This window comes from Rhodococcus sp. Eu-32, from assembly GCF_003336925.1.
In the GTDB taxonomy this organism is placed as follows: Bacteria; Actinomycetota; Actinomycetes; order Mycobacteriales; family Mycobacteriaceae; genus Rhodococcoides; species Rhodococcoides kyotonensis_B.
Genome location: NZ_QGNK01000002.1, coordinates 145,500 through 159,462 on the forward strand (window position 1 = coordinate 145,500; position 13,963 = coordinate 159,462).

The following is a 13,963-nucleotide window of genomic DNA, read 5'->3' on the forward strand; positions in this document are numbered from 1 at the left end:
CTCTTTCGGTAGTGATCGCTTGTTACCAGGTCAGCGCGGCTGTGTGTACCGGCGCATCCCAGAGGTCGAGGAATTCTTCCGTCGATCGAAGCAGAGTTATCGACAGTCCGTGCATGTCCAGCGCAGTGACAAACGAGCCTGCGATGACACGGTCGAGGGTAATTCCTTTCGACTTCAAAAATGACTGGAGTTCCGCTGTGGCGACTGCCAATTCGAGTCCGTGGGTCGCACCCAGACCGTTGACTACTGCAATCACTCCGTCCCCTTCGACTGCTGCGATCTCGGCGACGACGGGTCCTGCGAGCTGTGGAATCAGTTCGGATGCTGCTGCCGTCGCACGGGTTTCCCGACCACGTTCGCCGTGGATCCCGACCCCGAACTCCATCTCGCCTTCGTTCAGTTGGAACGACGGCACGCTGTGCCCCGGGGGCGTGCACGATCGAAGCGCGACGCTCAACGTCGCCGAAGCGGACACTACTCGACGCCCGAGGTCAGCGATCTCTGTCAACGACCGGCCGCGTTCTGCGGCTGCACCGCAGATCTTTTCGACGGTGAGTACTGCGGCGGTACCTCGACGCCCAGGTCCCCCACTGTCCGCCGTCGCAGTGGAGAGATCGTCGTCGACGACAACGATGGCGACTTCTCTTTCGGGAGAGAGCAATTCCGCTGCGATCGAGAAGTTCAGCTTGTCGCCGGTGTAGTTCTTGACGATGAGGAGTGCTCCATGGCCGGTTTCGACATTCTCGACAGCTGCTTTGATCTGCAAAGCCGTAGGGCTGGCGAACACTGCACCAGGAACTGCCGCGTCGAGCATTCCGGTGCCGACGAACTCGGTGTGCAGAGGTTCGTGCCCGGCACCGCCGCCGGAGATCAGCGCCACCTTGTCCGTGCTTGCAACCGACCGAGTCACGAAGCGTGGGTCTCGGTGATATGCGACGATGTCGGGATAGAGAATGCCGAGGCCTTCGAGCGCCTCGTGTACGACATCCTCGGGCCTGTTGATGATGTGGTTGCTCATGACGATCTCTCGGATTCCGTTGTGCGGTCGAGTGGAAAGCGTTCAGCGAAACCGGCGACGCTCGATCGAACATCGTCGCCCACTCGGATTCCTGCCTCCTGCGCAGGCGCGTTGACGTAGGAGACGATCCCGTTGTGCCACATGTCGATTCCGTTGCTGATCTCGGCGGAGTCGTGGTCTACCGCTATCCCAGGGATGCCTGCATCGGCCATGTGAACGATGCCGATGATGCCTGCATCGTCCTTGCCGACTCCGGCGTCGTTCATCACTGCGAGCGCGCAACCTGTGGCGATCGCCATTCGACCCGACTCCTGTCCACCGTTGGAGGCCGCGACGACGATCTGATCGCGGTCGGATCGTTCGATCTGGGACATGCTGTCCATGACGACGATGCTTCGACCATGCTGTACCTCGATGACCTGCCGAAACATCAGTGTGTCCTTTCGTCGACCAACGCCAGAATTTGCTCGGACAGCGCTGCCCCGACTCGAATTCCCAGTGCCTCGGCCGTCGCATTGACGTAGGTGATTGTGCCGTTCTCCCATATGTCCGTGCCGTCACCGATGCGCGCACTGTCGTGCCCGACGGCGACGCCGGCGATACCCTGCGTGTCGATCGCGCTCAGGCCGGCGACGCCCGCACTGTTCTTGCCGATGCCTGCGTCGCTGCACACCACCACACTCACGCCGAACTCGACTGCGTACTCGCCTGCACTGGTCCCGCCGTGCGACCCGGTCACGATCACATCTCCTGCCTGGGCGGACGATGCGAAAGCGATCGAGTCCATGATCCAGATTCGATGCCCGCTCGTGCTGTGCACCAAAGTCGGTTCAATGCTTTCACTGTCGATTACCCGCATGTGCTTTCACCCCCAGAATTCGACGAGCCTGTTCCGGAGTGGCCGGTGCACGTCCGTGTCGACGTGCGATCTCGACGACGTGTCGCACCAGGTCGGCGGTCGAGGGACAGCCGAGTTCTGCATAGTGATGGTCACCTGCGCCGATCGCAACGTGCCCGCCTCTCCTGATCGACTCCTCCGCGGCTTCCAGGACGTTGCCGCGGTACGCCGACACGATCGGCTCGACCTGCAGATCGGGCGGCAGAAGATCGAGCTGCGCACGTAACCCCGCCGCGCTGGCAGGGTGCGCGGCCGGAAACTCGTCCCCGCCGAGTATGAACGCGACCACCAACGGGAATGTCAGACTGCGCGATCGGGCGTGATTGACGATTGCGCGCGTCCAACTGACGTTGAAGGAGGCCATGTAGGGCGTCAGCTCCAGCTCTTCGGCGCGATCGAGAAGCTCGGTCTGCGTGCGGGTGTCGTTGACGAATGTTCTGGTGTCGGTGACGTACCGGCCCGTGTCTGGATCAACCAGATCCATTGCTGCGCATCCCATGTCGATAACCAGGAAGTCTGGTCGCCTGCTCGCATTCTCAAGATTCGGAACAAGATTCGACAACCGCTGTTCGACGGTATAACCGGGCACGTTTGCAAGTGACGGTGCGAGTAGAAGGTCGGTCGTTGCACGAATCCGTTCGATGATGGCGCCATACGTGTCGGACGAGTGGTCGGCCCCGCCGTCGGACGTACGTCCGTGGAAATGGATCAACGATGCTCCGGCGTCCTCGCACTCGCGTGCGGTATCGCCGATTTCCGTTGGTGTCCAGGGGATGCGGGGATTCGGATCACGCATGGTGCCTTCGTTGACGTGTACGCCGATCACAACGGGCTTGTTACTCGTTCTCGTCTCAGATGTCATGACCGCCCCTCGGTAGTCGCCAACCTGCAGTGATCGACTGACCGCCGTCGACTGTCCAGGTCTGGCCTGTGACGAAACCTGCTGCGGGTCCAGCGAGGAACGTGACCACTTCGGCGATTTCGTCGGGGACCGCGTAGCGCCGCAAAGGGATGGATTGCATTATCGCACTCCGCATTCGGGGGCTCTGCGCTTTGTCGGCCAATGGCGTCGACGTGGATCCAGGGGCGACGCAGTTCACCCTGACCCCTTCCGCTGCGAGTTCGACGGCAAGCTGCGTGGTCAACGCGACAACCCCACCTTTCGACGCGGAATACGACGCGCGATCGATACTGCCGCGGATACCGGACACGGACGAAATCGTGACCACCGACCCGCCACCGTCGGCCGCCAGTAAATCCACGAACTGTCGAACGATGGTGAATGTGGCCACCAGGTTCAGTTCGAGTGTCTGCCTAAAACGTTCGGGCGTTGTCTGCCGGATCGGCGCATTGTCTGCGGTGCCTGCGGAGGTCACCACCGCATCCACTCGTCCGAACTCTTCGTGCACGACGGTGAGAAGCCGGTCGAGGTCGACTTCGTCGGTCACGTCTGCCTTCACTGTGGTCGTGCTGCCGGTCCGTGCGGTGGCAGGCTCGTGCGCCCTGTCCACGGACACCACGTTCCAGCCCTGTTCGGCGAACCGCGTGCACGTGGCCCGCCCGATGCCCGACGCGCCGCCCGTGACCACCGCTACTTTGGTGCTCACTGTTACAACACCTTTCGCATGTCGCGGACGGGATCGGTCCCGTCCCATCCTTGCGACGCCGACTCGATCGCGCGGAACAGATCGCCTTTACGACCGCTGACCTCGGACACCTCGATCACGGTGCCGGGGTACGGGCCTTCTTCGAAGTACACGAACCGTTCGTCCGGTGCACCGCTGCCGGATCGACCACTTTGAAGTTCGGTCAGGCCCCGTCGCGTGGATTCGGTGAGAAACCGGTCGAATTCGGTCGTCCAGTATGCGACGTGCTGCAGTCCGGTACGCCCGCTGGCGGTGAATTCGCGGAATGCCGAGGGCTGGTCGTTGTGCTGCTGGATCAGTTCGATCTGGACGTTGCCGCTCTGGGCGAGTGCGACGCTGAATCGTGGTGTGCTGGGTTCGCCTCGAAAGACGAAGTCGTTCAACGGTTGGTCGTCGACGTAGAAGAACGGTCCGACGCCTGCCATGTCGGTCCAGTACTTCATTGCGGTGTCGATGTCGTCGACCACGTATCCCAGTTGGCGCAACGGCCCGAGATGTCTGCTCACGGTGTCCCCGTTCGTGGTTGGGAGCGAATATGCGGTTGGGAGCGAACCCCGATGATGTCGCCATCAGTGGGTTCGGAGAAGATGAAAATCCCGTTGATCGGGACTTGCCGGAACTCCTAGGACGCGTCAGCCCTGGTCCGGGGCCAGCAGATCGTCCGAGTCGCGATCGGACCGATAGTCGAGCGTCAGCTGCGCATTCTTCTTGTCGGAGTTCCTGTTAGCCAGTTTGAGGCTGAGGACGATGAGTGCCGCCAGGGCGAGAACGCCGGAGTACACGCCGATTGCCGGCGTGAAGCTGCTCGTCGCGTCCTTGATCCACCCGGTCACCTGCGGACCGAAATAGCCGCCGAGGTTGCCCATTCCGTTGATCACGCCGAATCCGGCAGCGAGCGCCGCGCCGGTGAGGAAGCTCGAAGGCATGGTGATGAAGATGCTCATCGAGCTGTACAGGCCGATTCCTGCGATGCAGAATCCGATGATCGCAACGACGGGAGTGGTGAAGAACAGGGCAGCTATGGCGAATCCGACCGCTGCTACGGATGCCGCGACTGCGAAGTGAATCGCTCGTTCGCCCGCCCTGTCGGAATGACGTGTCCACCAAATCATCGGACCGATGGCAATCAACGCAGGCAGCGCGGCAACCCAGCCGATCTGTGTCGTGGTGAAACCGAACTGTGCGTAGATCTGCGGCATCCAGATCTGGAAACCGTTCAAGCTGAACGTGAAACAGATGAACACGGCGATCAGCACCAGGACGCGTGGATGGATCAGTCCTTGGAAGAAGTTGTGCTTACCGGTGACAGCTTCGCGCTCCTGAGCTTCGGCGTCGAGTGTGTCCGACAGCCAGTTGCGCTCGTCGACGGTAAGGAACTCTGCTTCCGACGGCTTGTCTCGAAGAACCCTGTAGATGACGAGGGCCATGACGACGGCAGGAATGCCCGTCAGAATGAAGACCCAGCGCCATCCCGAGAGTCCGAGGAATCCGTCGATCGCCATCAGATGCGTCGTGATCGGGGTGCCGAGGCCAGAGATACAGATGAACGTGACGATCCAGGCCATCGCCTTGCCTCGGTCCCGGTTCGGGAACCACTTGGAGACGAAGAACAACATGCCGGGTGAGAACCCGGCCTCGGCGATGCCGAGCAGAAACCGAGCAGCGACCAGGCCGGTCGCGCCCTGGACGAAGGCGGTACCGATGGTCACGATTCCCCACGTGATCATGATCCGAGTGATCCAGCGTCGAGCGCCGACTTTGGTGAGGATGTAGTTGCTGGGCGGCTCGCAGATCGTGTAGCTCCAGAAGTAGATTCCGGCAGCAAACCCGAACATGGACGCGGAGATTCCGAGTTCCTTGTTCATGGTCAACGCGGCGACGCCGATGTTAAGGCGGTCCAGATACAGAACAATGTATGCCAGCCCGATCACCGGCATGAAGCGGAACATGACCTTGCGGACTGTTCTCTGCGATATCGGTAGGTCTTCGGTTGCGATTCGATCGCGGGCCATGGTTCACCTCGTGGTTATTTCAGCACACCGCTGTGATGGCTGACACAGGGACCTTGCGCGTTGTCGATGCGAGTTCACAGCCTGAAGTCCCGATGATCGGGACTGCCATTCGGGCGGATCTTCTGCCTTGCATTCGGCCCACCGAGTGTTCGAATGTGCCCAGCGACGCACGAGTCGGCGCCTGCCCGTGTACAACGACGTCCGGATACGGAAGCAAGCGGTTTCACGATGTCGACCCGACATGCGGCTAGGCACAGCGACGACGCGACGGCCGAACAGGAGCGTGCATCATTTCGCTTATTTGAAGGCGGACTTGTACCTACGCACACAAAAGCCCGTAGGGCACGATCTGCGTCCTCACGAACACGACACCAACTACAGAAACCGGCAATTCGGTTCGTACGCCATATAATTCGTTTCGGACACTACGAGCTCGACCCCCTCGAAATACCCACGACGAACTCGTCGCCGAACAGATATGGGAACCACATGCTTGGACTGCTTGGAGTTGCTTTCGACCTCGCCGGCTATGCCGTAACCATCATCGCCGAGGCGATCAAACTCTCCTCACCTGGCACCTTCAACTGACCTACCCCCGAACACAACTCAGGCCCGTCACCTCGGAGGTGACGGGCCTGAGTTGTATCCGTGAAGCTGATCAGTTCGCGAACTTGGTGCTTCCCGGAGGAGCATTCAGGGTGTTGATGAGATCGATACCGGCGACGATCAGGGTCGGTCCACCGGCGACTATCGTGCCGACGATGCCACCGATAGCCGCGAAGGTCGGGATAGTTGCCAGTGCGACTGGGCCGCCGAGGAAGCCGATAGCGCCGATGCCGAAACCGATGGCCGTGCCGGTGAACCCACCGATAGCGGTAGCCAGTCCGAGCTGCGAGGCGAAGGTCTGCTGCGCCTTCAGGTTCTCGTCGGGCGACGCAACCGGCGTAGCTCCGATGGACTTCGAGTTAGCCGACGCCTTGGTCAGGTCGAGCTGCGGGACCAGACGAAGCGTCTTGCCGTCGTTGTCGACGTTCTGCTCGTACGGGAAGTTCAGGCCACCGAGGTTGAAGGACAGCGGCAGGGTGACGACGACGTTGTCGGCCTGGTCGAGAACGTCGACCGTCTTGCCGTCGTCGGCGACCTTGAAGACACCGGCATCGATCGTCGTGACGATCGTGCGGTCTTCCAGGTGCGACTCGTAGTTGAGCTCTTCTGCGGGGGCGGGGGCGTCTGCTGCCGGGTCTGCATACGCAGTTCCGCTGGCGAGACCCATCGCGGCGGCCACGAATGCCGCCGTAACGACCAGTTTGCTGAGTTTCATGTGGAGATTGTTCCGTTTCTATGCAGGAGCCTGGCAGTACCGATCATGAGGGGGCCCGTCTACGCAGAAACACCCAGACTGAATCCGCGAATATGTCGGTGCCGCTGCAGCATAACGCACAAGTCGGACCGAGCGTTATCGTCTCGGGATCCTGCCGAGTCCAGATCTTTGTAAAACGCCTGCAAAGCGATCGAAAAAGGCATCGAAAGCTGCCGATGCCCCTACTTATGGGGGCAAACGTGACCCATTCGAGACCGTCCATGAAAGCAATGCACTCAACTTAGGTCTGCCTTCCGATGGGGGCTGTCGAGGCATGGGCCTAACGTGAGCTTTCGGACGTTTCCTACCGACCGGTTCAGCCCACCGCGACGTAGGCCGATCCGACGAACCACCTGCATTGCTCCCATGGGGCGTGCGAAGTTACTCACCGGTAGTACCGAAGTTGTTACCGATGAGTAACTTGACTACGCTTAGGCTGATCGGGCTGACCCGAGGTAGCGCAGCCCCGCTACCGCTGAACGAAAGGCCGCTTACATGAACGCCCTGACGATCACGTTGGGCACGGTCGGTGCGCTGTTGAGTCTCGTGTGTTGGTACGCGTTCATTCGCGGCGCACTGCGGATGTTCAACATCGTCCGACTCGGCCAACCTGCTCCGGACCGTTGGCGCCCGATCGTCCCTCGCTTCAAGCAGATGGTCGTCGAGTTCCTCGCTCACACCAAGATGGTCAAGTTCCGGACCGTCGGTTGGGCGCACTGGCTCGTCATGATCGGCTTCATGCTGGGCGCGGTCGTGTGGTTCGAGGCCTACGGCCAGACGTTCAACCCCGAGTTCCACTGGCCACTCGTGGGCAACACGGCGGTCTACCACTTCCTGGACGAGATCCTGGGCCTCGGCACGGTCATCGGTATCACAACGTTGATCATCATTCGTCAGCTGAACCACCCACGTAAGCCCGAGCGTCAATCGCGCTTCGCCGGGTCGCGCTTCCAGGCCGCTTACTTCGTCGAAGCCGTCGTCCTCATCGAGGGTCTCGGCATGATCTTCGTGAAGGCAGGCAAGATCGCCACCTACGGTCACGCCAATGCGTGGACCGATTTCTTCACGATGAACCTCGCGAAGTTGCTGCCCGCCAGCCCCACCATGGTGTCGATCTTCGCGTTCATCAAACTGATGTCCGGCATGATCTGGCTCTACATCGTCGGGACTCGCATCAACTGGGGTGTCGCGTGGCACCGCTTCACGGCGTTCCCCAACATCTACTTCAAGCGCATGGACGACGGCACCGTGGCTCTCGGCCCGGCCAAGCCGATGATGTCCGGCGGCAAGGTCCTCGAGATGGAGGAAGCCGACCCCGACGTCGACGCGTTCGGCGCGGGCAAGATCGAGGACTTCAGCTGGAAGGGCTGGCTCGACTTCACCACCTGCACCGAATGCGGCCGCTGCCAGTCGCAGTGCCCCGCGTGGAACACCGGCAAGCCGCTGTCTCCGAAGCTGCTCATCATGTCGCTGCGCGACCACAGCCACGCCAAGGCGCCGTACCTCCTCGCCGGCGGCAAGAAGGATCTCAGCGGTGACGAGGTGGGTCTCGTCGACGCCGACGGCAACCCGGATCAGACGAAGCTCGACCGGATCCCGCAGGCTGCGCGCGACGAAGCCGATCGCAAGCTCGTCGCCGACGCAGTCGAGGGCGGCATCATCGATCCCGAAGTTCTGTGGAGCTGCACCACGTGTGGCGCCTGCGTCGAGCAGTGCCCGGTGGACATCGAACACGTCGACCACATCATCGACATGCGTCGTTACCAGGTCCTCATCGAGTCGGAGTTCCCGACCGAGCTGGCCGGCCTGTTCAAGAACTTGGAGAACAAGGGCAACCCCTGGGGCCAGAACTCGAAGGACCGTCTCAACTGGATCAACGAGATGGACTTCGACATCCCGGTCTTCGGACAGGACGCCGACTCGTTCCAGGACTACGAGTACCTCTTCTGGGTCGGCTGCGCCGGCGCCTACGAGGACCGCGCGAAGAAGACCACGAAGGCCGTCGCCGAACTGCTCGCGACCGCGGGCGTGAAGTTCATGGTGCTCGGCGCCGACGAGACCTGCACCGGTGACTCGGCTCGCCGCGCCGGCAACGAGTTCCTGTTCCAGCAGCTCGCGATGCAGAACATCGAAACGCTCAACACCGTGTTCGACGGCGTCTCACGGGAGAAGCGGAAGATCGTCGTCACCTGTGCGCACTGCTTCAACGCTCTCGGCAACGAGTACCCGCAGGTCGGCGGCGACTACGAGGTGGTTCACCACACGCAGCTCCTGAACCGTCTCGTGCGGCAGAAGAAGCTCATCCCGGTCGCCTCGGTCAGCCAGGACATCACTTACCACGACCCGTGCTACCTGGGCCGTCACAACAAGGTGTACGACGCTCCCCGCGAGCTGATGGCCGCGTCCGGCTCCAACCTGAAGGAGATGCCGCGTCACGGTGAGCGGTCCATGTGCTGTGGTGCCGGTGGTGCCCGCATGTGGATGGAAGAGAACATCGGCAAGCGCATCAACATCGACCGGGTCGACGAGGCGCTCGAGACCAACCCCAAGAAGATCGCCACGGGCTGCCCGTTCTGCCGCGTCATGCTCACCGACGGTGTCACGGCACGTCAGGAAGGCGGCGCACACGAAGGCGTCGAGGTCGTCGACGTCGCGCAGCTGATGCTCGAGTCGATCACCCGCGTCGACTCGTCGGTCCTCAGCGAGAACGTCAAGGTCGTTCCCCGCGAGCTCACCCCGGAAGAGAAGCTCGAGTCCGAGAAGATCGCGGAGGTCGAGGAGAAGGGCCGCGTCGAGGAGGTCGAGGTCGCTGCCGAGGGTGTCGATCCCGAGGAAGCCACCGAGAAGGCACAGCCCGCCAAGGCGGCAGGCGGCCTGAAGATGAAGGGCCTCGCGAAGGCGCCGGGAGCCAAGGCGCCCGGGGCGAAGGCACCAGGAGCGAAGTCCGAGAACGCCGACGGTGACACTGCCGCCGACGCGTCGAAGCCCAAGGGTCTCGGTCTTGCCGGCGGCGCGAAGGCTCCCGGCGGCAAGGGTCTTCAGGTCAAGGGCAAGGCACCGGGCGCGAAGTCTGCGGCACCGAAGCCTGCCGAGCCCGCAGCAGCGGAGTCGACCGCCGACGCGACGTCGGAGGCACCTGCCGAAGCGACGGAGACGAAGCCGACCGTCAAGCCCAAGGGTCTCGCCGTGAAGTCGGGCTTCAAGAAGCCGGGCGCCAAGGCACCCGGCAAGCCTGCGGCAACTGCGGCGCCGAAGGCCGAGACAGTCGATGCGCCCGCAGACGCTCCGGCCGAGTCGACCGATACGCCGGCAGCGCCTGCGTCCGAGTCGATGCCGACGGTCAAGGCCAAGGGTCTCGCCGTGAAGTCCGGCTTCAAGAAGCCAGGCGCCAAGGCACCCGGCAAGCCCGCCGCAGCGCCTGCGCCCTCGGCAGAACCACCGGCTTCTGCCGAGGCCACATCGGAAGCTCCGGCGGATGTGTCTACCGAGGCGAGCGCACCGGACACATCTGCACCCGAGGCAACGACGTCGGAGACGTCGGCACCGGTTCAGGAGTCGAAGCCGACCGTCAAGGCCAAGGGTCTCGCTGTGAAGTCGGGGTACAAGAAGCCAGGCGCCAAGGCACCCGGTAAGCCTGCAGCAGCCCCGGCACCTGCCGAGCCTGCCGCGGAACCGGCTGCGCCGACCCAGCCGACCCAGGACGCGGAGGTACCTGCCGAATCCGAGCCGACCACCCCGGCTCAGGAGAGGAACGCGCCGGAGTCGACGGCAACCGAGACGACGCAGGAAGCACCTGCCGAGACGTCGAACGGGGATGCTCCTGCTCCCCCGGCGGCGAAGCCCGGTGGGCTCGGTTTCCGTGCCGGAGCGAAGGCACCCGGTCGACGGAAGTAACCTGGCACCTTTTTCACCGACTTCGCCCCCGCGCTCGCGTCAGAGCCCGGGGGCGAAGTCGTGAACGGGGGTGCTTGGTCCGCGATCGCCGAGTTATCCACAGGCACATACTTTGTCCACAATTCTCGAATCGGTCTTGTTCGACGCCGGATCCGACGCCACTATTCGCTCATGACTCGCATCGTCTCCCGATCCGACGCCCTTGCCCGCGGATTTTCCGACGCCGAACTGCAGCGGTACTGCCGCACCAAAGCGTGGCGTCGGCTCCGCCCCGGAAAGTTCGTCAGCCGAAGCGAATTCGACTCGCTGTCCGCGACGGAGAAGCACAGGGTCGTCGCGGAAGCTGTGTACAATTCGGCGACCGCAGACGATACAGTCGTCAGCCACGTCAGTGCTGCGGTGTTCCACGGTCTCGACGTCCAAGCATCCGATCTTCGACGAGTTCACCTCACCCGCAACCGAATCGGCGGTAGCCGGAAGAGCAAGCTACGCATCGTGCACGCGGCGGCGTACTCTCCATCCGAAGTCACGCTTGTCGACGGTGTACGAGTCACGACGCTTGCCCGCACGATCGCGGACATCGGCCGGTCCTTGACCTTCGAGAACGCGGTCTGCCTTGCAGATCTCGCGGCACGCAGAAAGAAGCTCACGCGGGACCAGGTTCTCGCAGTGCTCGATGCATGCCCGACCCATCCCGACAACAGGAAAGCGCGTCGGGTAGCGAATTTCATGGATGGTAGGGCCGAGAGTGGCGGCGAATCGCTCTGCCGCATCGTGCTGCACGAGTTGGGTTACGCCCCAAGACTTCAGGTAGGTCTTGCCGACGCGGACGGAGAATTCGCTCGGGTCGACTTCTACCTCGACGACATCTTCACCGTCGTCGAGTTCGACGGCCGCATCAAGTACGGCCGACTCGTGCCCGAGGGGCAGACACCGTCCGACGTCGCATGGAAGGAGAAGCGACGCGAGGACCGAATCCGTTCGGGCGGTGCACAGGTGGTGCGCCTGACGTACGACGACCTGCAGCACCCCGAGCGGATCGCACGCAGCATTCGCGCCGCCGCAGACCGCGCGAGGAAGTCCCCGCCGCCGACGCTGACGATCGGTCGATAGCTGGCACCTCTCTTGCAGAGCCGGCATGCCGAATAGCGTCCGAGCAGAGAGGCGAGCTCGACAACAGCGGTGCTAGCTACCCCGCAGCTCCCGACCTCCCCCGATCACGGCCTCCACAGCTCGAGTTCGGGAATTCCCGGCGGGGTGAATCCGAGCACCTGGCCGTAGAACGACAACTCGGATTCGCGTGCGTTCACCTGTGTTTCGAGCTTGCGGAAACCGTGCGACTCCCCCTCGTACGCGAGGTACGCGTGCGGAATTCCCTTGCGTACCATCGCGTCACGGAAACGCTCGGCCTGTGACGGTGGCACGATCGGGTCCGACAGCCCCTGCAGCAGCAGCACCGGGCACGACAAACCGTCGACGTTGTTGACCGGCGCCCGAGTCCGGTACAGGTCGATCGCCTCGGGCAGCGGACCGATCAGCCCGTCGATGTACCGGCATTCGAAGTCGTGCGTCTCGGCGACGAACAGTTCCAGTTCTGCAACGCCGTAGTACGAAGCACCACAAGCGAATACGTCCGACGACGTCAACGCCGCCAATACCGTCCACCCGCCGGCGGAACCGCCTTCGATGGCCAATCGTGCAGGATCGGCGAGGCCCGCGTCGGCAAGACCTCGAACCGCCGCGACGGTGTCCTCGACGTCGACGATCCCCCACTGTCCACGGAGCCGGTTGCGGTACTCGCGGCCGTACCCACTCGACCCGCCGTAGTTGACGTCGATGACTCCGATTCCGCGGCTGGTGAAGTAGGCGAAGACCGGGTTGAGCGCGGGCGCGACGTGCGCTGTCGGGCCACCGTGCACGAAGGCGACGTACGGCGGCAACTCCCCGTCCAGTCCCTCGTACTCGGGGTTGCGCGGGGCGTAGACGATGGCATGCACTTCGCGCTCGGGGCCCTGGAAGGTTCTGGCTTCCCCCTGCGGGAGGTACTCGGCGTCGGGAATCGTTTCGATGCTCGACCGAATGTCGGTGACCTCTCGCGTGGACAGGTCGAGTTGCCGCAGACCGCCCGGGCTCTGTGCGCCACCGGCTTTGAGCAGTACGAGCGAACCGCGACGGCCACCCAGCGACACCGACGTCAGTGGCCCGAGGTCGATGTCGTCCATCGCGCCGGTGGCGGGATCGAGAACGCCGAGCGTCTCGGTGCCGACAGTGCGGACGGTGAGCAGCGTTCCGTCGTCGAGAATCGAGTACCAGCGCGCACCGAGTTGCCACAGCGGCGCGCCGAAGTCCGCCTCGGCCGGGTACAACGGCGTGACGTCGCCGCCGAGCGCGACCGTGTAGAGGTTCCACCATCCGGTGCGGTCGCAGACGACGTACAGCGACGTCTCGTCGATCCACTCCGGCTGCAGCACCGATTCCTCGGTGCCACCGAGCACGGTCTCCCAGGTCCCGGTCGCCAGATCCGCGACGCGTAATTCCGTTCCGTCCCAGGGCATCTGCGGATGGTTCCACGCAATCCAGGCGAGCTTGGTGCCGTCGGGCGACAGACGCGGGTACGCCAGAAAGTCGGAGCCGGAGACGATCGATCGAATTCCTGTACCGTTCAGTGCGATTGCGCAGATGTCTCGGCGGATCTCGTCGCCCTCGTGGGTCTCACGTACCGCGAAGACCTCGTCGCCGACGACCGACAGTTCGGCGAACCTGACCGACGCCGCGATGTCCGGCTTGTCGGTCAACGGGACCGGCGTCTCGCCAGGCACGGCGAGGTAGACGCGCTGATCGGAGAACTCCGAGAAGACGATTCGGCCGTCGTCGGTGGCGGCCCACGCGCCGCCGCCGTACTCGTGCACACGAGTGCGCGCGTTGAACGGCTCGGAGAGCAGCGACTCGACGCGGCCCTCGGTGTAGCGACAGATGGTCGTGCGACCGTTCTCGGTGGGACGCATCTCCGACCACCAGATCTGGTCGTCGACGAAGCGCCCGCTCTCCACCGGATGTCCGCTGGCCGACAGGTCGGTCGCGGAAATGGGAGACGGCCAGGATCCGAAGGGCAGCGCGGTACGAGTCACGACGACC

11 protein-coding genes are annotated in these 13,963 nt (G+C 63.1%); 2 read left to right on the forward strand and 9 right to left on the reverse strand.

All coding sequences use genetic code 11. The annotated features are described in order from the left end of the window. Window positions 1-22: 22 nt before the first annotated feature. From DK926_RS04150 to DK926_RS04185, 8 genes are all read right to left on the reverse strand, one after another. Complete coding sequence (locus DK926_RS04150; RefSeq protein WP_114328918.1) at window positions 23-1,018, reverse strand: dihydroxyacetone kinase subunit DhaK; 996 nt, start codon at window positions 1,016-1,018, stop codon at window positions 23-25. Next, a complete protein-coding gene (locus tag DK926_RS04155) occupies window positions 1,015-1,401 on the reverse strand; it encodes a hypothetical protein (protein WP_243636634.1) in 387 nt (128 codons plus the stop codon). Before DK926_RS04155 ends, DK926_RS04150 begins: the two co-directional genes overlap by 4 nt. A 47-nt stretch (window positions 1,402-1,448) precedes the next feature. Next, complete coding sequence (locus DK926_RS04160; protein WP_207890738.1) at window positions 1,449-1,805, reverse strand: hypothetical protein; 357 nt, start codon at window positions 1,803-1,805, stop codon at window positions 1,449-1,451. A gap of 52 nt (window positions 1,806-1,857) precedes the next feature. Beyond that, window positions 1,858-2,778, reverse strand: coding sequence for a 3-keto-5-aminohexanoate cleavage protein (locus DK926_RS04165; RefSeq protein WP_114328923.1), 921 nt, complete (start codon window positions 2,776-2,778; stop codon window positions 1,858-1,860). Further along, window positions 2,768-3,523 carry an SDR family oxidoreductase gene (locus DK926_RS04170; protein ID WP_114328925.1) on the reverse strand — a complete coding sequence of 252 codons (756 nt, stop codon included), beginning with the start codon at window positions 3,521-3,523 and terminating at the stop codon, window positions 2,768-2,770. The genes DK926_RS04165 and DK926_RS04170 overlap by 11 nt, the downstream gene beginning before the upstream one ends. 2 nt (window positions 3,524-3,525) lie before the next feature. After that, on the reverse strand, window positions 3,526-4,068 hold the full coding sequence (locus DK926_RS04175) for a VOC family protein (RefSeq protein ID WP_114328927.1): 543 nt from the start codon (window positions 4,066-4,068) through the stop codon (window positions 3,526-3,528). Window positions 4,069-4,194: 126 nt separating this feature from the next. Then, window positions 4,195-5,574 (reverse strand): MFS transporter, encoded by a 1,380-nt coding sequence (locus tag DK926_RS04180; RefSeq protein ID WP_114328929.1) that lies wholly within the window; start codon window positions 5,572-5,574, stop codon window positions 4,195-4,197. Between the two features lie 658 nt (window positions 5,575-6,232). Next, window positions 6,233-6,895 (reverse strand): ammonium transporter, encoded by a 663-nt coding sequence (locus tag DK926_RS04185; RefSeq protein ID WP_114328931.1) that lies wholly within the window; start codon window positions 6,893-6,895, stop codon window positions 6,233-6,235. A gap of 534 nt (window positions 6,896-7,429) precedes the next feature. Between DK926_RS04185 and DK926_RS04190 the strand changes: the two genes are divergently transcribed. Both DK926_RS04190 and DK926_RS04195 read left to right on the forward strand, forming a co-directional pair. Continuing rightward, complete coding sequence (locus DK926_RS04190; RefSeq protein ID WP_114328933.1) at window positions 7,430-10,828, forward strand: heterodisulfide reductase-related iron-sulfur binding cluster; 3,399 nt, start codon at window positions 7,430-7,432, stop codon at window positions 10,826-10,828. A gap of 171 nt (window positions 10,829-10,999) precedes the next feature. Then, window positions 11,000-11,941 carry a hypothetical protein gene (locus DK926_RS04195; RefSeq protein WP_114328936.1) on the forward strand — a complete coding sequence of 314 codons (942 nt, stop codon included), beginning with the start codon at window positions 11,000-11,002 and terminating at the stop codon, window positions 11,939-11,941. A 104-nt stretch (window positions 11,942-12,045) separates the two neighbouring features. Here the strand turns inward: DK926_RS04195 and DK926_RS04200 are convergent, their stop codons facing one another. After that, window positions 12,046-13,956 (reverse strand): prolyl oligopeptidase family serine peptidase, encoded by a 1,911-nt coding sequence (locus tag DK926_RS04200; RefSeq protein ID WP_114328939.1) that lies wholly within the window; start codon window positions 13,954-13,956, stop codon window positions 12,046-12,048. Window positions 13,957-13,963 lie beyond the last annotated feature (7 nt).

What these genes read in the sequence shown, in the direction of transcription:
- DK926_RS04150 (WP_114328918.1), bottom strand. Translation starts at nt 1,018, where the DNA reads ATGAGCAACCACATCATCAACAGGCCCGAGGATGTCGTACACGAGGCG.
- DK926_RS04155 (WP_243636634.1), bottom strand. Translation starts at nt 1,401, where the DNA reads ATGGACAGCATGTCCCAGATCGAACGATCCGACCGCGATCAGATCGTC.
- DK926_RS04160 (WP_207890738.1), bottom strand. Translation starts at nt 1,805, where the DNA reads ATGGACTCGATCGCTTTCGCATCGTCCGCCCAGGCAGGAGATGTGATC.
- DK926_RS04165 (WP_114328923.1), bottom strand. Translation starts at nt 2,778, where the DNA reads ATGACATCTGAGACGAGAACGAGTAACAAGCCCGTTGTGATCGGCGTA.
- DK926_RS04180 (WP_114328929.1), bottom strand. Translation starts at nt 5,574, where the DNA reads ATGGCCCGCGATCGAATCGCAACCGAAGACCTACCGATATCGCAGAGA.
- DK926_RS04185 (WP_114328931.1), bottom strand. Translation starts at nt 6,895, where the DNA reads ATGAAACTCAGCAAACTGGTCGTTACGGCGGCATTCGTGGCCGCCGCG.
- DK926_RS04190 (WP_114328933.1), top strand. Translation starts at nt 7,430, where the DNA reads ATGAACGCCCTGACGATCACGTTGGGCACGGTCGGTGCGCTGTTGAGT.
- DK926_RS04195 (WP_114328936.1), top strand. Translation starts at nt 11,000, where the DNA reads ATGACTCGCATCGTCTCCCGATCCGACGCCCTTGCCCGCGGATTTTCC.